The organism is Variovorax sp. 54 (genome assembly GCF_002754375.1).
In the GTDB taxonomy this organism is placed as follows: Bacteria; Pseudomonadota; Gammaproteobacteria; order Burkholderiales; family Burkholderiaceae_C; genus Variovorax.
Map to the genome: position 1 here is coordinate 6,545,624 of NZ_PEFF01000001.1, position 19,864 is coordinate 6,565,487.

Consider the following 19,864-nt stretch of genomic DNA (forward strand, 5'->3'; position numbering starts at 1 on the left):
AGGTTCATTAAAACGTCACGTCTTCGACATATCTTCCCGAGGTCTCCGTAGACATCGTCGAGGTGGAGTTCCTGAGTGTCCGACCAACGCGCGGCGTTCATTGACGAGGATTTGAGGGAAGCCGCAATACCGGTAGCCCAGTACGTTCGCATGTCCACCGAGCATCAGAAGTACTCCACTGAGAACCAGACGGCAGCAATATCCGAGTACGCAAGCTTGCATGGCATGCGGATCGTCAAGACCTACGAGGACTCCGGCAAGAGTGGACTGAACCTTAAGGGGCGCAACGGATTGCAGACGCTGTTGCATGACGTGGAGAGGCCGCTCCCAGGCTTTCAGGCGGTTCTGGTCTACGACATCAGCCGCTGGGGGAGGTTTCCCGATCCGGACGAAGCCGCGGCCTACGTGCATGCGTGCAAAAGCCGCGGCATTAGAGTGATCTACTGCGCAGAGCCCTTCAACAACGATGGGTCGCTGCCATCGACCGTCTTTATTGGCATCAAGCGCAGCATGGCGGCCGAATACAGTCGCGAACTCTCCGTCAAAGTCTTCGCCGGCGCATGCAACATCGTCAGACACGGATATCGTCAGGGCGGAGCGCCCGGCTTCGGCCTTCGGCGGCAACTTATTGACGAACAGCACAACGTCAAGGGGCTACTTCCGCGCGGGGAGAGGAAGAGCATCCAGACGGACCGCGTAGTGTTGGTGCCCGGGCCCCCAGAAGAGATTGCCCTCGTGCACCGCATCTATCGACTTTTTCTCCAAGAGAGTATGTCAGAGCGGCTTATCGCTTCCGTTCTCAATCGCGAAGGCTTGACCTCCGATGTGGGAATTCAATGGACGCGGGGCACCATTCATCAAATTCTCACCAACGAAAAGTACATAGGTCACAACGTCTACAACCGATCGTCTTTCAAGCTGAAGGTCCAACATGTGCGCAATCCACCGGAACAGTGGATTCGACGGGATGGGGCCTTCGAAGCAATCGTCCCAATTGAGATGTTCGCGCAGGCGCAAGCCATCATCGCAGAACGGTCGCTTCATTTGGACGACAGTCAGATGCTGAGGATGCTGCGGCAGACGTTGGAAAAACATGGCGCGCTATCTGGAATCCTGATCGATGAAGACGGCGATGCGCCTTCTAGCTCTGCTTACCGAAGCCGCTTTGGCAGCTTGCTTCGAGCCTACAGCCTGATCGGCTACACCCCTCGACGTGACTATGCCTACCTAGAGATCAACAAGGCTCTACGCAGGCGTCACCCAGAATTGATCAACGAGATTACCTCCGGCATTGAGAAGAATGGGGGATGGGCCGTGCGAAACGGTGCTACCGATTTGCTCACGATTAATGGCGAATTCACCATGACGCTGGTCATTGCACGATGCAAGCCAACAGCCGCGGGCACCTATCGATGGCGCATCCGGTTTGACGCAAGCCTTCACCCCGACGTAACGGTTGTGGCGCGCATGGACCCGTCGAACCGCAGTGCTCATGACTACTATGTTTTTCCGGCGATTGACTTCTCGACTGACTCGTTGCCGGTTCTTGAAAATAATGGATTCACGTTAGACGCCTATCGTACCGATTCGTTGGAGATCATTTACCAGATGGCGGGGAGAGTGCCGCTTCCGGAGGTTGGATGACAAATCAACCATCTCGCATCGAGATGATCTCGATCGCCGAGATCGCCGTTGTAAACCCACGCATTCGAAATCCAAAAATTCATAAGACCATCACCGACAGCATTGAAAGAGTTGGCCTCAAGCGGCCGATCACCGTCCGTCGTGTCCTAGTAGGCGAAGGTGAAATGCCTTATGCACTGATCTGCGGACAAGGACGGTTGGAATCCTGCAAATCCCTGGGTGAGACCGAAATCGCAGCGTTCGTCCTCGATGTTAGCGATGAGACTGGCCACGTCATGAGCATCGTCGAGAACATTGCTCGACGCACACCGAGCGCAGTTGAGACGATGGAACAGGTTCGAGTTCTCAGGCAGCGCGGGTATAGCGACGCAGAAATCGCGACCAAGTTGGGTTGCACCTCCTCTTGGGTGAACAACGTGACCCACCTTCTGGAGCGCGGAGAAAAACGACTGCTGACGGCGGCGGAGGCCGGCCAAATCCCGCTAAACCTGGCCGTCAGCATCTCGCGAGCCAGCGATAACGAGGCGCAGAAATTGCTGCTGGACGCATACGAATGCGGGGAGTTAAAAGGCCAAAAGGTGACGGTCGCTCGCAAGATACTGGGACAGCGTGCTCGCAGCGGAAAGAGCGGATTTGACTCGTTGTCCAAGCCTCTGAATCGTCAGCCCATGACACCGGAAGACTTGGGAAAGCTCTATAAGAAGGACGTGGAGATGCATCGGAGAATCCGGAAAAAATCCGAGTACGTGCAGCAGTCGCTACTCTTGGTTCGACAGATTTTCAAGGAGCTATTTTCCGACAAGGAGTTTTGCGAAACCCTTGAAGCTGAGAAGCTAGCAACCGTTCCGCAACCTCTTGCCGATCTGCTGCTGTATGGAGGCCCAAGGCGATGACGAAGGCGCCGCCGAAATCGATTCGCCTTGGATTTGAGCGGGACTGTATGGACATCCCACTGGACCAGATCCATTGTCTAGTCCCATTGCCGGCTAGCATCAAGGAATCCACAAAATATCGGCAGATCCGCAGTTCGATACATGCGATTGGACTAGTCGAGCCTATTGTTGTCTCGCTTGATCGTTCGCAAGGACGCTCTTTCATTGTGCTCGACGGCCGAGTTCGGATAGAGGTTTTGCGAGAATCTGGGGTGCAGCGCGTCCTTTGCCTAATTTCCACTGACGATGAAGGTTACACCTACAACAAGCGGGTGAACCGCCTCTCCGTGGTGCAAGCGCATCGCATGATTGTGCGAGCGGCCGAGCGGGGGGTCTCCGTGCAGCAATTGGCGGAAGCGCTCGATGTGTCGCCCGACGCTATCCGAGAAAAATTCCGTTTGCTTGACGGCATCTGCAGCGAAGCCGTGGCTCTGTTGGCCGACAAGCCAGCTACCTACGGCATGTTTCCTATTCTCAAGCAGATGAAACCATTCCGGCAGATTGATGTCGCCCAGACCATGATCAATCTCGGAAACTACTCTATCAAACTGGCAGCTGCGATGCTGCAGAACACCCCTTCAGATCAACTCATGAAGGGGACTGCAACCAAAACACAGCGAGGGGGTCCTGTCGACGCGATAGTACGTCTAGAGCGAGAACTGTCGGCCGTGCAAGCCGATACTCGGCTGCTTGAAGAAGACTATGGGCCTGCAAGTCTGCAGCTGGAGATTATTAAGACTTATATCGGCACATCGTTGCTGGAGAACGTTGCAGTCGTTCGATGGCTAGCTAAGCAACGGCCCGAGTACCTGCAGCAACTGCAACGGATCGCGGATATTAGAGAACTACCCTTGCAATAGGCGAGCAGGGAAGGGCGCTCCATCTGCACTGATTGATGTTCAGGACTTCGCGTCTACTGTCTCGGCCTCCAGTCACCTCGGCCGAATTTTTTGGCCCGCCAAAATTTTTGGCAGCGTGGTGTTTGGCAGCGTGGCCCGCGTCTGACCTTCGGGGAAGCGGGAACCTCGAACATCGTGACCGCATTCATCAGGTTCGCCATATATCGAGGATTCTGACCAAGCGAGTACGAGTAGATGATGCGACAGACATCGTCAAGCCAGTTTTCGTCGAGTTTGCCATCTGCAAATTCGCGGAATGCGGCCTTGAATTCCTCTAGCCACGCTTCCTGATTGGTCAACGCGCAGCCGGAGGTTGCGGAGGGCTTGTGAGGATTCTCCATAGCTGAATACGACGGTGCAACGAAAAATTTTCTCTGGGGAAAATGAGCAGACCTTGTAGTCTCCCAGAGTCGGGCGTGGAGGATGCCATTACTTCGAGGAGCGCGCCACGATCTTTCGCTCAGTCTCACCCCGAAACCGCTCGAGATGGGTTGCAACGCGCACCTGCATCTCTCTCAATTGCTCTGCACCTACTGAGCCGCCATTCACCGATGCGGTACGTGTCATCTCCAAAAGCCGTTCCATCCGAGCGGTGAAGTCTGGCAGCCGGTCGGCGTACTTGTCTGCGAACAGATCTTCGAGCAAGAAGCGCACCGTGGTGATGCGGGCCGACTGCTCGAACTGCTCGTCCCATATGGGCTGCAGGTTCGCGTCGAGAAGCACCATTACATCTTCCTTGTCCATGTGTCAGCCCCGAGAGGGCCCTGTGCTGAGGAAAACCGAATTCTGCGCCGCTGGTGGACGGGAAGTCGTTAGTGGCAGCAAATCGACTGATCGCTGGCGTTCGACACTAGCTGAGAACCGACAATTTCTGCAAACGCACAGTTTGCGGCCCCGTCAGGGCTTTACTTCGCGGTTGTCCAATGAATTGCTTCACCCATCTTCGCGGCAACCGGTTCGTGCCCGCACAAGTCATTTTACATAATGCACATTGTGTTTATTAAGGATGGAGCGTCCCAGCCTCAATCAACCCATCCAGCCGCTCACCACTTCCCATCCTTCGGCACCGCCTTCACCCCATTTGCCTTCGCATCCCCAGCCGCCTTGATCAGCTCTGCCGATTCCGCCCGGTTCGCTTTCACCGCAAAGTCGACGGCAGTCATGCCGAGCTGGTTCTTCATCGCCGTGTCTGCACCCTCGGCCAGCAGCAGCTTCACGGCATCGTTCGATCCGTACATCGCGGCCATCATCAGCGGCGTGGTGCCGTTGGGCGACTGGGCGTCGATGAAGGCGTATTTCTCGAGCAGCAGCTTGATGATCGACAGTTGCCCGCTGCTGGCTGCGTAATGCAGCGGCGTCCAGCCGGTCTTGTTGACGGCGGCGTCGCGCTTGAGCAGTTGCACCACCAGGTCTTGCTGGCCCTTGATCGACGCCAGCATCAGTGGCGTTTCGTCCTTGGCATTGGCCAGGTCGACGTTGAGCTGCGGCGACTCCATCAGCACCTGGACGACCTTCGGCGACGGTTCGCGCAGCGCGAGCAGCAAGCCGGTCTGGCCGTGCTCGTCACGTGTATTCGGGTCGAAACCGCGATTCAGCAGGGTGCGCACACCGCTGGCGTTGTCGCCGCGCACGGCCCGGAAAAAGTCTTCGAACGACCCGGCATGTACTGCAAAAGATGCAGCCATGACAACAAGATATACCGACTTCTTAAAGTAATTTTTCATAGTTTGACTTCCCTGAACAAAGCTTCGAAGTTGTCGCTTGTCGCCTTGGCGATGTCCTCTACGGGCATGTGTCGCAGCTCGGCGATCTGTTGCGCCACGAAGGGCACATACGACGGGTTGTTGGTCTTGCCGCGGTACGGCACGGGCGCCAGGTAGGGGCTGTCCGTCTCGATCAGCATGCGGTCCAGCGGCACGAAGGCCGCCACGTCGCGCAGGTCCTGGGCCTTCTTGAAGGTCAGGATGCCCGAAAAGGAAATGTAGAAACCCAGGTCGAGCGCGGCGCGGGCCACTTCGGCGGTTTCGGTGAAGCAATGGAACACGCCGCCGGCCGCCCTGCCCGCGCCGTCTTCGCCCTCCTCCTTGAGGATGGCCAGCGTGTCGGCCGATGCGTCGCGGGTGTGGATGATGAGCGGCTTGCGCGTTTGCTGTGCGGCGCGGATGTGCACGCGGAAGCGGTCGCGCTGCCATTCCATGTCGGCGATGCTGCGACCGCCCTTGCGCTCTTCCATCTGGTAGTAGTCGAGGCCGGTTTCGCCGATGGCCACGACACGCGGCCGGGCCGACAGGCGCACCAGGTCTTCCACAGTGGGCTCGGCGATGTCCTCGTTGTCGGGGTGCACGCCCACGCTGGCCCAGAAGTTGTCGTAGCGGGCAGCCAGGGCCTGCACGTCGTCGAACTCCTCGAGCTTGGTGCAGATGCACAGCGCCCGGTCGACCTTGGCGGCGGCCATGGCCGCGCGGATCTGGGGCATCTGGTCCGCGAACTCGGGAAAGGTCAGGTGGCAGTGGGAGTCGGTGAACATCGGAAAGGGTGAAGTGCGGCGCGTCTGTGGGAGATCGCACCGTGTCCGGAGTTCCGCGTCACGGGGACGGCGGCGGAGAAAGAACTCAGATGGTTTGGGTCGGGCGGTCGGAGGCCATGGAGCCACCGAGCGCAGCCTCGATGCGCGCCTTCAGCTGACGCGACTTCTCGTCCGAGGGAAAACGCACACCGACGCCCGGGGCCCGGTTGCCGGCAGCGCGGGCCGGCGTGATCCAGGCGACCTTGCCGGCGACCGGGTAACGCTGCGGGTCTTCGGGCAGCGTGAGCAGCACGTAGACGTCGTCGCCGAGCCGGTACTCGCGTGTGGTCGGAATGAAGATGCCGCCTTCGGCAAACAGCGGGATGTAGGCCGCGTAGAGCGCGCCCTTTTCCTTGATGGCGAGCTGGATGACGCTCGGCCGGGCGGGCGTGGCAGACGAAGCGGCGGGAGCGACAGGTGGGTTCATGGGCGGCGAGCGGCAGAGTTTAGGGTGCTTCGCGCCTCGCTCACAAGCGCTTCGAGCATGAGGCCGGCGTTGAATGGATGTTCGGCGGTTCGCGCCGCGCTGGCGAGCGATTTCGACCAGCGTGCCAGCGCCAGCTTGTGCGGGGCCGGCGGCAGGTCGGCCGCATCGAAGAAACGGGGTTCGGCGCCGTGGCCGACGGCCATGAGGTCGTGGCACAGCTTCTGCAGCGCAACCACGGCCTGTGCCGGCGCCTGGTCGGTCAGTGCGCCCACGTCGCCGCGCGACATGGCCTTGGGCAGCAGCGACCACGCCTTGGGCGATTGGCCCGAGCGTGCCAGCCGCAGCGCATCGCTGGGGCGTCCGCCCGCGGCACGCAGCAGTTGTGTGGCATCGGCGGCCGGCACGTCTTGTGCCACCAGCCAGGCTTCGGCCTCGGCGGTTTCGGGCCACGGCAGCGTGAAGCCGAGGCAGCGGCTGCGGATGGTCGGCAGCAACTGCCACGCGGCCTCGCTGGCGAGCACGAAGCGCACGTCGCCGACGGGTTCCTCGAGCGTCTTGAGCAGCGCGTTGGCGGTGATGGTGTTCATGCGCTCGGCGGGATACACCAGCACGACCTTGCCGCGACCGCGCGCGCTGGTGCGCTGCGCAAAGCCGACCGCGTCGCGCATGGCCTCGACGCGGATCTCGCGGCTGGCCTTGCGCTTCTTGTCGTCGATGTCGGACTGGGCCTTTTCGTCGAGCGGCCAGCCGAGTTCGCCCATGGCGACTTCGGGCATCAGCACGCACAAGTCGGCGTGGGTGCGGACCTCGATGGCGTGGCAGCTGGGGCAGTGGCCGCAGGCGGCACCGCCCTCCTCCAGCGGCTGTTCGCACAGCCAGGCGGCGGCGAGCGCCAGCGCGAGTTCGTACTGGCCGATGCCCGACGGGCCTTGCAGCAGCCAGGCATGGCCGCGCTGGCGCAGCAGTTCGGCCAGCGGCTGGCGCAGCCAGGGGGTCAACGTGTTCACCGGCTCGCTCATTGCGCGGCTCCTTGCACAGGCGACAGCACGCCACGCGCCACCAGCGCCGTGTCGATCTGTTGCCAGACCTGGTCACGCGCCTGGCTCGCGTCGATGCGCACGAAGCGCGACGCGTCGGCGGCGGCGCGGGCCGCATAGCCCTGCGCCACGCGGCGGAAGAACTCGACCGGCTGGGCCTCGAACTTGTCGGGCACGCGCGCGCCAGCGAGACGCTGGGCGGCGATTTCGGGGGCGAGGTCGAACCACACGGTCAGTTGCGGCTGCAACAGTTGCGACGCCGGCACACCGGCCCGGCCCGCCTGCACCCACTGTTCGAGCGTAGCCAGCACGGCGGTGTCGAAGCCGCGTCCCGCGCCCTGGTAGGCGAAGGTGGCGTCGGTAAAACGGTCGCACAGCACGACCTCGCCACGCGCCAGCGCCGGTTCGATGACCTGCGCGATGTGGTCGCAGCGTGCCGCGAACACCAGCAGCGATTCGGTCAACGGGTTCATCGGCTGTTCGAGCACCAGCCCACGCAGCGTCTCGGCCAGCGGCGTGCCACCGGGTTCGCGCGTGCGCACCACGGTGCGGCCCTGTGCCTTGAAGCGGGCTTCCAGTGCGTCGAGGTGGCTGGACTTGCCTGCGCCGTCGATGCCTTCCAGCGTCAGAAACAGGCCGCCATTGCTGATCGAACTCATTGGGTCGCCTTGGGTTGGGAGCTGCTGCCGCCGCCGCCGCGCTGGTAGCGGTTGACCGCGCGGTTGTGGTCGTCGAGCGAGCTGCTGAACTGGCTCGTGCCGTCGCCGCGCGAGACGAAGTACAGCGACTTGCTCTGCGCCGGCTGCACGGCTGCCAGCAGCGCGGCCTTGCCGGGCATGGCGATCGGCGTGGGCGGCAGGCCGCCGCGGGTGTAGGTGTTCCAGGGCGTGTCGGTCTGCAGGTCGCGCTTGCGCAGGTTGCCGTCGAAGGCGGCACCCAGGCCGTAGATCACGGTCGGGTCGGTCTGCAGCGGCATGCCGATGCGCAGCCGGTTGGTGAAGACGGCGGCAATCTCTGCGCGGTCGTTGGCCTTGCCTGTCTCCTTTTCGACAATGCTGGCCAAAATAAGCACCTCATCGGCCGATTTGAGGGGCAAATCGGCCGCGCGGGCCGCCCAGGCGGCTTCGAGCTTCTTGTCCATGGCCCGCATGGCGCGTTGCAGCAGCGCAATGTCGGTCGAGCCCTTCGAATAGGTGTACGTGTCCGGGAAGAAGCGGCCTTCGGGGTGCAGGCCCGGCTTGCCCAGCGCGGCCATGAGCGCGTCTTCGGTCATGCCCGTGCTTTCGGGCTTGAGCTGTTCGGCCTTGGCGAGCGCCGCGCGCACCTGGCGGATGTTCCAGCCTTCAACCAGCACCACGCTGCGCGTGGCTTCCTCGCCGCGCACCAGGATGTTGAGCAGCAGCTTGGGCGTGACGCCGCGTTCCAGTTCGTAACTGCCGGCGCGCATCTGGCGGTCTTGCCCCGAGATGCGGAACCACCAGTACAGCAGCTGCGGCTGCACGTCGGCACCCGCGTCGGCCACGGCCTGGGCGATGCCGCGCGGCGTGGTGCCGGGCTCCACGGACAGGTCGACGCTGGGCGTCGGCAACTTGAGCGGCTGGTGCACCCACCAGAGACCGGCGCCGCCGAGCGCCAGGACGGCCAGGGCCACGAGCAGAAAGAGCGTGAGGAAGAAGCTGCGCACGAATCCGAGGAAAAGACGGAGGAAGAAAAAGGGCCTGCCAGACGATGGACACAGACCCGCGGGAAAGACCGGCCCCATCGCTGCGACGGGGAATCCCTGCCGCCCCGAAGGAACAGGCACGGCCATGATAATTCAGCGATGACCACAGTCGTTCTCAACGGGGTGAGCACCCTGCCCCACCTCGGCGTGATTCGCGCCGAAGGCCCTGATGCCGCCAGCTTTTTGCACGGCCAGCTCACGCAGGATTTTTCTCTGCTCGGCGCCACCGAGGCCCGCCTGGCGGCGCTTTGCACGGCCAAGGGCCGCGTGATCGCCAGCTTCATCGGCATCCGGCCGCAACCCGAACTCATCCTGCTGGTGTGCAGCCGCGACATCCTGGCGGCCACGCTCAAGCGCCTGTCGATGTACGTGCTGCGCGCCAAGGTCAAGCTCACCGACGCCACCGAGCAGTTCGCGCTGCACGGCCTGGCCGGCACCGCCCTGAGCGCCAACGGCCTCGACGCAGCCCTGCCGCCCGGTCGCCGCACGGCCATCGGCGAAGACATCAGCGTGGTGTCGCTCTACCCGGCCGACGGCGTGCCGCGCGCGCTGTGGATCGCCCCAACCGTACAGAAGGCGCCCGTGGGCCCGACGCTCGACGCCGTCCTGTGGCCCTGGAGCGAGGTGCGCAGCGGCATCGTGACGCTGACCACGCCGGTCATCGAGGCCTTCGTGCCGCAGATGATCAACTACGAGTCGGTGGGTGGCGTGAACTTCAAGAAGGGCTGCTACCCCGGCCAGGAAATCGTGGCACGCAGCCAGTTCCGCGGCACGCTCAAGCGCCGCACCTACCTCGCCCAGACCGACGCGCCGCTGGCCGCGGGCCAAGAGGTGTTTGCCGCCAACGACGCCGAACAGCCCGTGGGCACCGTGGCGCAGGCCGCACCCGCGCCCGATGGCGGCTGGTCGGCGCTCATCTCCATCCAGATCGCCGCGCTCGAGGCCGGCGGCCTGCACGCCGGCACGCCCGACGGGCCGGTGCTGTCGATCGATCCGCTGCCGTACCCGCTGCTCGAAGACATCTGATTCCCCCTGCGTCCCTGTTTTGTTTCCGGGGGCGCTTGGCGCTGTCTTGACGACAGCGCCATTTTTTTGCGCGACGCTTAACCCCGTTCGCGAGGCCCCGCCGTAGAAGCCTGCATCGATCCACTCCTGGCAAGGAAGCCACCATGATGCAGCGCAGACTTCTCCTCACCACCGTCCTGGCCCTGACCGCGCTGTCGGCGGCGGCAGAAAGCCCGGCCCGGCCGTACCCCTCCAGCGCCCCCCGCATCGGCGGGCTGATGAACATCAGCATCGTCGACCGCACGAACGGCGCCGAGCTGCCGATCTACCGCCACCGCGGCGAGTACTGGGTGGCCGGCCGGCCCGGCGCACGCTATGCGATCCGGGCACGCAATGCGATGGGCGAACGCGTCATGGCCGTGATGTCGGTGGACGGCGTCAACGTCGTCACCGGCGAAACCGCCGGCATCGGCCAGAACGGCTACGTGTTCGGACCGCGCGAGCGCAGCGACATCACGGGCTGGCGCAAGAGCGATTCGCAGATCGCGGCCTTCGAGTTCGCCGCCGCCGGCAACTCGTACGCGAGCCGCACGGGCCGCCCCGACGACGTGGGCGTGATCGGCGTCGCGATGTTCCGCGAGCGACAGCCGGAGCCGCCGGTCGTGATGCCGTATCCGTCGCGCGATGAGTACAGCAACCGCGAACGGCGCAGCGAGGCGCCGTCCTCGATGGGCGATGCACGCGCCAAGGCGGCTCCTCCCGCCGGCAACGGCGACATGGCCGCCGAGTCCTCGGCCGGCGCCATGGCCCGCCAGTCGGCGCCCAGCCCGAGCCTGGGCACGGCCCACGGACGGCGCGAGACTTCTTACGTCGGCAAGACGACCTTCGAGCGCGCCAATTCGCAGCCCGACGAGGTGATCCGCATCCGCTACGACAGCCGCGAAAACCTGGTCGCCGCGGGCGTCATTCCGATGCCGCAGCGCTGGCCGCGCCCGTCAGGTCCGTCGCCGTTCCCGGGCTCGGACCCGGACCCGGGCTACGTGCCGGACCCGCCCGCCCGCTACTGATCGGCTTGCTCAGCGCAGCGCGCGCCGCATCTCGATGTGCGGAATGCCGGCTTCCTCGAAAGGCTGCCCATGCACCGCGTAGCCGAGCCGCGCATAGAAACGCTCGGCGCTGCGCTGCGCATTGAGCGCCACCTCGCGGTCGCCGCGTGCGCGGGCCGCGTCTTCGAGCGCCTGCACCACGGCCGCGCCGTGCCCGCCGCTGCGCAAGGTGCGGTGCACCGCCATGCGGCCGATGTGCGACACGCCGTCTTCGGCGGCCAGCAGCCGGCCCGTGCCGATGACCTGCCCGATGCGGTTGCGCGCCACAGCATGCAGCACGACGGCGTCGTGCGCATCCCATTCCAGCTCCTTGGGAATGTTCTGCTCTTCGATGAACACGGCGCGGCGCAGCGCGCTCGCGCCTTCGCCGAGCGCGGCCCAGTCGCCGGTCTCGACGGTGCGCATCGGCTCGCCGGCCTCGAAGGCCATCAGCGTTTCGCGCAGCGCGGCAGGCACCGCCTTCGAGGTCTGCGTGGCCGGGTCGGCAAACACGTAGACGAGCTCGCAGCCGACCAGGAACTGGTCCTGACGGAAAAGCCCGCCCTGGAACACGATCGACGAGTTGCCGATGCGCGCGCACTTCATGCCCACGTCGATCACGTCGTCCATGCGCGCGGAGGCGCCGAAGTCGATGGTCGCCTTGCGCACGTACAGGTCGCCGCCAAGTTCCAGCATGGCCTCTTCATAAGGAAGCGCCATCGCCCGCCAGTAGTCGGCGATGGCGGTGTCGAAGTACATCAGGTAGTGCGCGTTGAAGACGATCTTCTGCATGTCCACCTCGGCCCAGCGCACGCGCAGGCGGTGGAAAAAACGGAAGTCCGCGCGGACGGGCGTGTCGTTGTTGTGCTCGCTCATGGGTTCAATGCCTCTTTCAGTGCGCGGGCCGCGTCGTTCTGCGCTTGCAGCGCTTCGGGAATCGCCCGACCCATCTTGATGAATTCGTGGATCACGCCACGGTAGATTTCCAGGTCGACCGCCACGCCCGCGGCGCGCAGCTTGTCGGCGTAGGCGATGCCTTCGTCCACCACGGGGTCGGCCTCCGCCAGCCCGATCCAGGCCGGCGCCACGCCGTCGACGTCGTCGGCCAGCAAGGGCGCAAAGCGCCAGTCGTCGCGGTCGGCGGGCGTGTTCACGTACTGGCCGAAGAAGAAGTCGATCATGGCCTTCGTCAGCAGCGGACCGTCGACATGGCGTCGGTGCGACTCGGTGTCCTGGTGCGCGGCCATGCCCGGATAAATGAGCAACTGCAGCGCCACCGGCAGGCCGGCATCGCGCGCCAGGATCGCGCACACGGCCGCCAGCGTGCCGCCGGCACTGTCGCCGCCCACGGCGAGGCGCGTGCCGTCGAGGCCGAGGCTCGCGCCTTGCGTGGCGACGAACTGGAAGGCATCCCAGGCATCGTTCGATGCGGTCGGAAACTTGTGCGCGGGCGCGAGCCGGTAGTCGACCGACACCACCGCGCAGCCGCTTTTCTGGCTCAGCACGCGGCACAGCGTGTCGTGCGTTCGGATGTTGCCGACCGTGAAGCCACCGCCGTGGAAGTACACGAGCACCGGCAGCACCTCGGCCGACGGCGCATACAGCCGCGCGGGCATCGCGTGGCCGTCGCGCGCGGCAATGTGGAAGTCTTCGATGCGCGCCAGCTCGGGCTTCGGCACCTCGAGCACACCCGCGCCTTTTTCGTACGAGGCCTTGGCTTCGTCGGGCGTGAGGCGATCGAGCGGTGGATGGCCCGCGCGCCCCATGCGCTCGACCACGCCGGCCATCTTCGCGGTGAGTGCGGGCTGCGTGAGGCGGTTGTTCGTTGTCGTGGTCGCGTTCACTTGAAAGACACCACCACCGGTTGCATGCGCGACAGCCCCTCGTAGCTCACCACCACCGTCAGCCCGGCCTTGGGCGGCAGCAGCGGCGAGAACGAGCCCAGGCTGATCAGGTCGCCCGGCTTCAGCGCGATGCCTTCCTTGGCCAGCGCGCCGGCCAGCCACACCACGGCATTGAGCGGGTGCTCGAGGATGTCCGAGCCCTTGCCGGTGGCCAGCTCCTTGCCCTGCCCGTCCTTCATGACCACGCGCATGTCGCGCAGGCTCTCGAGCATCCAGGACTGGCCGTCGGCTGTGGTCGGCACATCGACCGACAGGCCGCGCACGCCGAGCCGCGCACCGACGTTGATGGCCGCCACGCCCGGGCCGTTGAGCTTGGACGGCGTCTGCACCGCGAGGTCGGGCAGCTCGATGAAGGGAATGAGCTGGTCGATGTTGGCCAGCACCTCGGCCGGCGTCTTCGCCTTGTGGATGTCGGCGCTCTTCACGCGCACCAGCATGTCGGCTTCGAACAGCGGCCGCGCGCCGAAGGCCGCATCGACCACCGCACCGGTGTCGAGCAGCATGCGCTGGTAGAGCACGCCCCACACCGGCTGGTCGTAGTTGAAGCGCTTCTGCACCGCGGGGTTGGTCAGGCCCGCCTTGTAGCCGACCACGTCACCGAGGTTGCGCGCATGCAGCACGTTGAGCTTGGCGCGCGTGCAGGCGGCGTCGGCCTCGTCGAGGTTCTCGATGTCGGCGGCGGGCGTACGCGCCGCCTGCGCCGCGGCGAAGTCGGCTACTTGGGTGTCGCTGAGGCAGGCGGCCTGGGCCGCGGCGCCGAGTGCGAGCAGCACTGTGCCGAGTGCGACACACGCAAGGGTTTTGTTGATGGGCAAGAATGTCCCCTCTTGTTAGATTCGAACGGTCAGCAATCGTACTGCCCTCGGGCGTTCCCCCTCATGGCCCTCATCCAATACCTCACCCAGATCCAGTTCGAATTCGGCGCCATCCAGCTCCTGTCGAGCGAGTGCGCGCGCATCGGCATCAACCGCCCCCTGATCGTCACCGACGCCGGCGTGCGCGCGGCCGGCGTGCTGCAGAAGGCGCTCGATGCCATCGCCGATCTCGAGGTCTCGGTGTTCGACCAGACGCCCTCCAACCCGACCGAGGCCGCCGTGCGCGCCGCCGTCGAGCTCTACCGCAGCGGCCGCTGCGACGGCCTCATCGCCGTGGGCGGCGGCTCCGCCATCGACTGCGCCAAGGGCGTGGCCATCGCCGCCACGCATGAAGGCCCGCTCAAGACTTACGCCACCATCGAAGGCGGCTCGCCCAAGATCACCGAGCGCGCGGTGCCGCTCATTGCCGTGCCCACCACCAGCGGCACCGGCAGCGAGGTGGCGCGCGGCGCCATCGTCATCGTCGACGACCACCGCAAGCTGGGCTTCCACAGCTGGTTCCTCATGCCCAAGGCCGCCATCTGCGACCCCGAGCTCACGCTCGGCCTGCCGCCCCGGCTCACGGCCGCCACCGGCATGGACGCCATTGCGCACTGCATGGAAACCTTCATGTCGGCCGCCTTCAACCCGCCGGCCGACGGCATCGGCCTTGACGGCCTGGAGCGCGCGTGGAGCCACATCGAACGCGCGACCAAAGACGGCAGCGACCGCGAGGCGCGCCTGAACCTCATGAGCGCATCGATGCAGGGCGCCATGGCCTTCCAGAAGGGCCTGGGCTGCGTGCACTCGCTGAGCCACAGCCTGGGCGGTGTCGACCCGCGCCTGCACCACGGCACGCTCAACGCCCTCTTCCTGCCGGCGGTGATCCACTTCAATTCGGGTGCCGAGTCGGTGCAGAAAGAACAGCGCCTGCAGCGCATGGCACAGGCCATGCACCTGGATTCGGCCGGCGACCTCGGCGATGCGATCCGCGACATGAACGCGCGCCTCGGACTGCCCACCGGCCTGGCCGAAGTGGGCGTGACGCCCGCGATGTTCGAACAGATCATCGACGGCGCCATGGCCGACCATTGCCACAAGACCAACCCGCGGCTGGCCACGCGCGACGACTACAAGGCGATGCTCGAAGCGTCGATGTAAGTCCCCGCCGGCGACGATGGTCGCCGCACTACTCCAGCTTGACCCCCGCCGTGCGGATCACCTTGCCCCACTTGGTGGTCTCGGCGGCGATGAAGGCATCGAACTCCTCGGGCGTGCTGCCCGCCGGGAAGGTGCCCATGGCGTCGAGCTTGGCGCGCGTCTCGTCGCTCTTGATGATGCGTGCCACCTCCTCCGACATGCGCTTGAGGATCTCGCGCGGCGTGCCCGCCGGCGCCAGCATGCCGGCCCAGGTGCTGCCGGTGAAGCCCGCGAAGCCCTGCTCGATGAAGGTGGGCACGTCGGGCACGGCCGGCAGGCGCTTGTCGCCGGCCACGCCGATCAGCCGCACCTTGCCGGCCTTGCCCTGGTTGATGAGGCCCGTGGGCGCGTCGAAGAACAGCTGGATCTGCCCGCCCATCAGGTCGGTCAACGCGGGCACCGCGCCACGGTACGGGATGTGGATCATGTAGGTCTGCGTGAGCGACTTCCACAGCTCGCTCGTGAGGTGCGCGGCCGAGCCGTTGCCCGACGAGCCGAAGCTGATCTTGCCGGGATGCGCGCGTGCGTAGTCGATGAGCTCTCGCGCGGTCTTGAACGGTGCATCGTTATTCACCGCCGCGAGCAGCGGCGACACACCCATCAACGACACGCCCACGAGGTCCTTGCGCGGGTCGTAAGGCAGCTTGGGGTACAGCGTGGTGTTGGCCGTGTAGGCCGCGATGACGACGCCGAAGGTGCTGCCGTCGGGCGCTGCCTTGGCCACGGCATCGACGCCGATCAGGCTGTTGGCGCCGGGCTTGTTGTCGATCACCACGGGCTGGCCGAGCCGCGTCTGCAGGCCCACCTGTACCAGCCGCGCCATCTGGTCGGTGAAGCCGCCCGGTGTGTAGGGAACGACGATGCGGATCGGCTTGTTCGGCCACGCGCTTTGCGCGAAAGAGGGTGCGGCAAGGCTGGCGGCGGCAGCCGCAGTGGCAAGGGAAAAGCGGCGGCGGGAGAGCGTGGCGTGCGGCATGGTCGGGAACCCTTCGGATGGCATGGATCGGGCCATTCTCGAAGCGCGCTCCTACGCCGGCGCTCAGGGTTTGTCCCCGACGGGACAACGGTACTTTGGTGCGCTCAGAGCGGCAGGATGTCGCGCGAACGCCCATCGTCGCCGAGCCAGGCCTCGAACTCGTCTGACATCCGCGTCGCCTCGCGCGTGGCCTGGCCCCAGGCCGCGATGCGCGCCTGCGCGTCGTTCGCGAAGCGGATGAAATCCTTGCGGTCGGGCAGCTTGCCGTGGGGCAGCGTCTTCACCCACTCGGGGTCGGGCGCGAGCACCACCATGCGGTCGAGAAAGCGCGTCGACTTGTGGCGCCAGCGCAGCCCCTTGTCGAGCCAGCCCGGCACCACCGCCTGCTGGAAGTGCGGGTACAGCACGATGCCTTCGTCGGCCGGTTGATAGTCGAGGTGCAGGTGGTAGTCGGTGATGCCGCCGTCCCAGTAGGCGCCGCGCGGCGCGCCCGGAATGTCGTGCACCGCGGCCAGCAGGAACGGAATGGAACACGACGCCTGCAGCACCCGGTTGAAGTTGGCCTCGCTCAGCGCGTGCTGGCGCGTGCGGAAGTCGGTCGTGCCGAAGGGCAAGGCCGCGCCGGGCGTGGAGAACACGCAGCGCTCCAGCCACGCACCCAGGCTCTTGCGGTGCAGGCTGTTGCTCGCAAAGGCGCCCAGGTAGCCGACCGGCGTGCGCGCCCTGCCCTCGCGCCCGAGGATGTGGCGCCCGCGCGAGGTCACCACGTGCAGCCGGTAGCGCGAATGGCTCAGCACCTCGCCGATGCGTCCGCCGTAGAAGGTGTCGAGGCTTTCCGCGAAACGCTCGCTGAGCTGGTGCGGGCTGAGCCGCTTCTGGCCTGGCGGCACTTCGAACTGCTGGCGCACGTAGTCGTGCTCGAAGCGCCCGAAGGCCGCTTCCGGGTCCGACAGGCAGGCTGTCGCCAGCCGCCACGCGCCGATCGAGGCACCCACCAGGTCCACCGGCTGGCTCGACTGCGTGAGCCAGCGCCCGAAGATGAAGCGATCGAGCGGCCCGAGGATCAGCCCCTTGGGCCCGCCTGCCGCGCCGGGGATGGTGCGCACGTCCTGCGGGCGCAGGCCGTGTTGCTCGATGTGCTGGCGGGCCGCGGGGCCGGCGTAGATGCGCAGGGCTTTCATGCCGGCGGTGTCTGCAAGAAACGTGCGGTGCGCGGGTGGCTTACTTGCGCAACCCCTGCAACTTGGCAAACGCACTCGCCATCTGCCCCGCCGGCTGCGGCGCGTTGTCGCGTCGGCCTTGTTGCTGCTGCTGGCCGCGCCCCGCCCCTTCGAAGCGGTTGTCGCGCGGGCCGTCGCGGCGGGCGGGCGCTGCGTCGAGCTTCATCGACAGGCCGATGCGCTTGCGGGCGACGTCGACTTCCATCACCTTGACCTTGACGATGTCGCCGGTCTTGACGACTTCGCGGGCGTCGTTGACGAACTTGTGGCTCAGCTGGCTCACGTGGACCAGGCCGTCCTGGTGCACGCCGAGGTCGATGAAGGCGCCGAACTGGGCGACGTTGCTCACGGTGCCCTCGAGGATCATGCCCTCGACCAGGTCCTTGATGTCGTCCACGCCATCGTTGAAGCGCGCCACCTTGAAGTCGGGGCGCGGGTCGCGGCCGGGCTTCTCGAGTTCGCCCAGGATGTCCTTGACCGTGATGACGCCGAACTTCTCGTTGGCGAACAGCTCGGGCTTGAGCGTCTTGAGCATGTCGGCGCGGCCCATCAGCTCGGCGATCGGTTTGCCGGTCTTGACGATGATCTGCTCGACCAGCGGGTAGGTTTCCGGGTGCACGCCGGTGATGTCCAGCGGGTCGGCGCCGTCGCGGATGCGCAGGAAGCCGGCGCTCTGCTCGAAAGCCTTGGGGCCGAAGCCGGTCACGTCGAGCAGCTGCTTGCGGGTCGAGAAGGCGCCGTTGGCTTCGCGCCAGCGCACCACGGCCTTGGCCACGCTGCCCGACAGGCCGGACACGCGGCTGAGCAACGGCACGCTCGCGGTGTTCAGGTCGACGCCCACCGAGTTCACGCAGTCTTCGACCACGGTCTGCAGGGTGCGCGCGAGTTCGCTCTGGTTCACGTCGTGCTGGTACTGGCCCACGCCGATGCTCTTGGGGTCGATCTTCACGAGCTCGGCCAGCGGGTCTTGCAGGCGGCGCGCAATGGAGGCCGCGCCGCGCAGGCTCACGTCGACATCGGGCATTTCCTGCGAGGCGAATTCGCTGGCGGAATACACCGAGGCACCGGCTTCGCTGACCACGACCTTGTCGACCGTCATTTCGGGCGCACCGGCCTGCGCGGCCATCTTGGCCAGCAGCTTGATGAGGTCGCCGGCCAGCTTGTCGGTCTCGCGGCTGGCGGTGCCGTTGCCGATGGCGATGAGGTTGACGCCGTGCTTGGCGCACAGCTTGCCCAGCGTGTGCAGCGAGCCTTCCCAGTCCTTGCGCGGCTCGTGCGGGAACACGGTGGCGGTTTCGACCAGCTTGCCGGTCGAATCGACCACGGCCACCTTCACGCCGGTGCGGATGCCGGGGTCGAGCCCCATCACGACGCGCGGGCCGGCGGGTGCGGCCAGCAGCAGGTCGCGCAGGTTGTCGGCGAACACCTTGATGGCGACTTTTTCGGCGTCTTCGCGCAGGCGGGTGAACAGGTCACGCTCGGTCGACAGCGCCAGCTTCACGCGCCAGGTCCAGGCCACGCACTTGCGCAGCAGGTCGTCGGCCGGGCGGGCGGCGTGGCTCCAGCCCAGGTGCAGCGCGATCTTGCCTTCGGCGATGCTGGGCTTGCCCGGCTCGGGTTCGACGGGCAGCACGAGCTTGGCGTCGAGCACCTCGAGCGCGCGGCCGCGGAACACGGCCAGGGCGCGGTGCGAGGGCACGCGGCCGATGGGCTCGTCGTAGTCGAAGTAGTCGCGGAACTTGGCGATGTCGGCGTTGTTTTCGTCCTTGCCGCTCATCAGGCTGGACTTGAGCAGGCCTTCGTTCCAGAGCCATTCGCGCAGGCCCTGCACCAGCACGGCGTCTTCGGCCCAGCGCTCGGAAAGGATGTCGCGCACGCCGTCGAGCACGAGCGGCACGGTGGAGAAATCGGGGCCCGGCTTGCCGTCGTCCAGCGTGGTGGCGGGCTGCAGGAAGGCCTGCGCTTCGGCGGCGGGGTCGAGCATGGGGTCGGCCAGCAGCTTGTCGGCCAGCGGCTCGATCCCGAATTCACGGGCGATCTGACCCTTGGTGCGGCGCTTCTGCTTGAACGGCAGGTACAGGTCTTCGAGTTCCTGCTTGGTGGGCGCGAATTCGATCGCAGCGCGCAGCTCGGGGGTCAGCTTGCCCTGCTCGTCGATGGCCTTGAGCACCGCCACGCGGCGGTCTTCAAGTTCGCGCAGGTAAGACAACCGGGCTTCCAGTTCGCGCAGCTGGATGTCGTCGAGGCCGCCCGTGACTTCCTTGCGATAGCGGGCAATGAACGGAACCGTGGCGCCTTCGTCGAGCAGGTCGACGGCGGCCTTCACCTGGTGCTCGCCGACCTTGATTTCAACGGCGAGCTGGCGAATGATTTTCTGCATGTCTTGAGCGCG

General features: G+C 65.5%; 19 protein-coding genes. 6 read left to right on the forward strand and 13 right to left on the reverse strand.

The annotated features are described in order from the left end of the window. Positions 1-75 precede the first annotated feature (75 nt). From CLU95_RS30025 to CLU95_RS30035, 3 genes are read left to right on the forward strand one after another with little or no spacing between them, the layout of a single operon-like run. Positions 76-1,644: a recombinase family protein gene (locus CLU95_RS30025; RefSeq protein WP_257214772.1), complete on the forward strand. Its 1,569-nt coding sequence runs from the start codon at positions 76-78 to the stop codon at positions 1,642-1,644. Between the two features lie 23 nt (positions 1,645-1,667). After that, positions 1,668-2,537: a plasmid partitioning protein RepB C-terminal domain-containing protein gene (locus CLU95_RS30030; protein WP_257214773.1), complete on the forward strand. Its 870-nt coding sequence runs from the start codon at positions 1,668-1,670 to the stop codon at positions 2,535-2,537. A 47-nt stretch (positions 2,538-2,584) separates the two neighbouring features. Continuing rightward, positions 2,585-3,436 (forward strand): plasmid partitioning protein RepB C-terminal domain-containing protein, encoded by an 852-nt coding sequence (locus tag CLU95_RS30035; RefSeq protein WP_257214774.1) that lies wholly within the window; start codon positions 2,585-2,587, stop codon positions 3,434-3,436. A 468-nt stretch (positions 3,437-3,904) separates the two neighbouring features. Here the strand turns inward: CLU95_RS30035 and CLU95_RS30040 are convergent, their stop codons facing one another. From CLU95_RS30040 to mltG, 7 genes are all read right to left on the reverse strand, one after another. Next, positions 3,905-4,219, reverse strand: coding sequence for a hypothetical protein (locus CLU95_RS30040; protein ID WP_143606073.1), 315 nt, complete (start codon positions 4,217-4,219; stop codon positions 3,905-3,907). 299 nt (positions 4,220-4,518) lie between these two features. Then, the gene (locus CLU95_RS30045; RefSeq protein WP_099796966.1) at positions 4,519-5,199 is read right to left on the reverse strand and encodes an ankyrin repeat domain-containing protein; all 681 of its coding nucleotides are present in this window, start codon (positions 5,197-5,199) and stop codon (positions 4,519-4,521) included. Next, complete coding sequence (locus CLU95_RS30050; protein WP_099796967.1) at positions 5,196-6,002, reverse strand: TatD family hydrolase; 807 nt, start codon at positions 6,000-6,002, stop codon at positions 5,196-5,198. Before CLU95_RS30050 ends, CLU95_RS30045 begins: the two co-directional genes overlap by 4 nt. A gap of 85 nt (positions 6,003-6,087) precedes the next feature. Next, positions 6,088-6,468, reverse strand: coding sequence for a PilZ domain-containing protein (locus CLU95_RS30055; RefSeq protein WP_099796968.1), 381 nt, complete (start codon positions 6,466-6,468; stop codon positions 6,088-6,090). Then, a complete protein-coding gene (locus tag CLU95_RS30060; protein ID WP_099796969.1) occupies positions 6,465-7,487 on the reverse strand; it encodes a DNA polymerase III subunit delta' in 1,023 nt (340 codons plus the stop codon). The genes CLU95_RS30055 and CLU95_RS30060 overlap by 4 nt, the downstream gene beginning before the upstream one ends. Then, positions 7,484-8,155, reverse strand: a complete 672-nt coding sequence (gene tmk / locus CLU95_RS30065) for a dTMP kinase (RefSeq protein WP_099797535.1) — start codon at positions 8,153-8,155, stop codon at positions 7,484-7,486. The genes CLU95_RS30060 and tmk overlap by 4 nt, the downstream gene beginning before the upstream one ends. Before the next feature lie 5 nt (positions 8,156-8,160). Beyond that, positions 8,161-9,189: an endolytic transglycosylase MltG gene (gene mltG, locus CLU95_RS30070; protein WP_099796970.1), complete on the reverse strand. Its 1,029-nt coding sequence runs from the start codon at positions 9,187-9,189 to the stop codon at positions 8,161-8,163. Positions 9,190-9,327: 138 nt separating this feature from the next. On the opposite strand from mltG, the gene ygfZ reads away from it, so the two are divergent. Continuing rightward, positions 9,328-10,254 carry a CAF17-like 4Fe-4S cluster assembly/insertion protein YgfZ gene (ygfZ, locus tag CLU95_RS30075; RefSeq protein ID WP_099796971.1) on the forward strand — a complete coding sequence of 309 codons (927 nt, stop codon included), beginning with the start codon at positions 9,328-9,330 and terminating at the stop codon, positions 10,252-10,254. A gap of 146 nt (positions 10,255-10,400) precedes the next feature. Next, entirely contained in the window at positions 10,401-11,300 is a 900-nt protein-coding gene (locus tag CLU95_RS30080) for a hypothetical protein (RefSeq protein WP_099797536.1), read from the forward strand. A gap of 9 nt (positions 11,301-11,309) precedes the next feature. On the opposite strand, the gene CLU95_RS30085 is transcribed toward CLU95_RS30080, so the two are convergent. The 3 genes from CLU95_RS30085 to CLU95_RS30095 are packed head-to-tail and all read right to left on the reverse strand — an operon-like array spanning position 11,310 to position 14,037. Next, positions 11,310-12,194 carry a YbgC/FadM family acyl-CoA thioesterase gene (locus CLU95_RS30085; protein ID WP_099796972.1) on the reverse strand — a complete coding sequence of 295 codons (885 nt, stop codon included), beginning with the start codon at positions 12,192-12,194 and terminating at the stop codon, positions 11,310-11,312. Next, positions 12,191-13,105, reverse strand: coding sequence for an alpha/beta hydrolase (locus CLU95_RS30090; RefSeq protein WP_099797537.1), 915 nt, complete (start codon positions 13,103-13,105; stop codon positions 12,191-12,193). Before CLU95_RS30090 ends, CLU95_RS30085 begins: the two co-directional genes overlap by 4 nt. Before the next feature lie 53 nt (positions 13,106-13,158). Next, on the reverse strand, positions 13,159-14,037 hold the full coding sequence (locus tag CLU95_RS30095; RefSeq protein ID WP_099796973.1) for a 2-keto-4-pentenoate hydratase: 879 nt from the start codon (positions 14,035-14,037) through the stop codon (positions 13,159-13,161). 63 nt (positions 14,038-14,100) lie between these two features. On the opposite strand from CLU95_RS30095, the gene CLU95_RS30100 reads away from it, so the two are divergent. Then, on the forward strand, positions 14,101-15,237 hold the full coding sequence (locus CLU95_RS30100) for an iron-containing alcohol dehydrogenase (RefSeq protein ID WP_099796974.1): 1,137 nt from the start codon (positions 14,101-14,103) through the stop codon (positions 15,235-15,237). A 28-nt stretch (positions 15,238-15,265) separates the two neighbouring features. Here CLU95_RS30100 and CLU95_RS30105 read toward each other — a convergent pair whose 3' ends face one another. From CLU95_RS30105 to CLU95_RS30115, 3 genes are all read right to left on the reverse strand, one after another. After that, positions 15,266-16,252, reverse strand: a complete 987-nt coding sequence (locus tag CLU95_RS30105) for a tripartite tricarboxylate transporter substrate binding protein (protein WP_099796975.1) — start codon at positions 16,250-16,252, stop codon at positions 15,266-15,268. A 104-nt stretch (positions 16,253-16,356) separates the two neighbouring features. Beyond that, the gene (locus CLU95_RS30110) at positions 16,357-17,433 is read right to left on the reverse strand and encodes a phospholipase (protein ID WP_099796976.1); all 1,077 of its coding nucleotides are present in this window, start codon (positions 17,431-17,433) and stop codon (positions 16,357-16,359) included. 40 nt (positions 17,434-17,473) lie between these two features. Further along, entirely contained in the window at positions 17,474-19,852 is a 2,379-nt protein-coding gene (locus CLU95_RS30115; protein ID WP_099796977.1) for a Tex family protein, read from the reverse strand. Positions 19,853-19,864 lie beyond the last annotated feature (12 nt).

Excerpts from the sequence above, each read along its gene's own strand:
- CLU95_RS30105 (WP_099796975.1), bottom strand. The coding sequence starts at position 16,252 with ATGCCGCACGCCACGCTCTCCCGCCGCCGCTTTTCCCTTGCCACTGCG.
- CLU95_RS30045 (WP_099796966.1), bottom strand. The coding sequence starts at position 5,199 with ATGAAAAATTACTTTAAGAAGTCGGTATATCTTGTTGTCATGGCTGCA.
- CLU95_RS30060 (WP_099796969.1), bottom strand. The coding sequence starts at position 7,487 with ATGAGCGAGCCGGTGAACACGTTGACCCCCTGGCTGCGCCAGCCGCTG.
- CLU95_RS30035 (WP_257214774.1), top strand. The coding sequence starts at position 2,585 with ATGGACATCCCACTGGACCAGATCCATTGTCTAGTCCCATTGCCGGCT.
- CLU95_RS30115 (WP_099796977.1), bottom strand. The coding sequence starts at position 19,852 with ATGCAGAAAATCATTCGCCAGCTCGCCGTTGAAATCAAGGTCGGCGAG.
- CLU95_RS30040 (WP_143606073.1), bottom strand. The coding sequence starts at position 4,219 with ATGGACAAGGAAGATGTAATGGTGCTTCTCGACGCGAACCTGCAGCCC.
- CLU95_RS30055 (WP_099796968.1), bottom strand. The coding sequence starts at position 6,468 with ATGAACCCACCTGTCGCTCCCGCCGCTTCGTCTGCCACGCCCGCCCGG.
- CLU95_RS30100 (WP_099796974.1), top strand. The coding sequence starts at position 14,101 with ATGGCCCTCATCCAATACCTCACCCAGATCCAGTTCGAATTCGGCGCC.
- CLU95_RS30030 (WP_257214773.1), top strand. The coding sequence starts at position 1,668 with ATGATCTCGATCGCCGAGATCGCCGTTGTAAACCCACGCATTCGAAAT.
- CLU95_RS30050 (WP_099796967.1), bottom strand. The coding sequence starts at position 6,002 with ATGTTCACCGACTCCCACTGCCACCTGACCTTTCCCGAGTTCGCGGAC.
- CLU95_RS30110 (WP_099796976.1), bottom strand. The coding sequence starts at position 17,433 with ATGAAAGCCCTGCGCATCTACGCCGGCCCCGCGGCCCGCCAGCACATC.
- CLU95_RS30085 (WP_099796972.1), bottom strand. The coding sequence starts at position 12,194 with ATGAGCGAGCACAACAACGACACGCCCGTCCGCGCGGACTTCCGTTTT.
- CLU95_RS30080 (WP_099797536.1), top strand. The coding sequence starts at position 10,401 with ATGCAGCGCAGACTTCTCCTCACCACCGTCCTGGCCCTGACCGCGCTG.
- CLU95_RS30090 (WP_099797537.1), bottom strand. The coding sequence starts at position 13,105 with ATGGCCGGCGTGGTCGAGCGCATGGGGCGCGCGGGCCATCCACCGCTC.
- ygfZ (WP_099796971.1), top strand. The coding sequence starts at position 9,328 with ATGACCACAGTCGTTCTCAACGGGGTGAGCACCCTGCCCCACCTCGGC.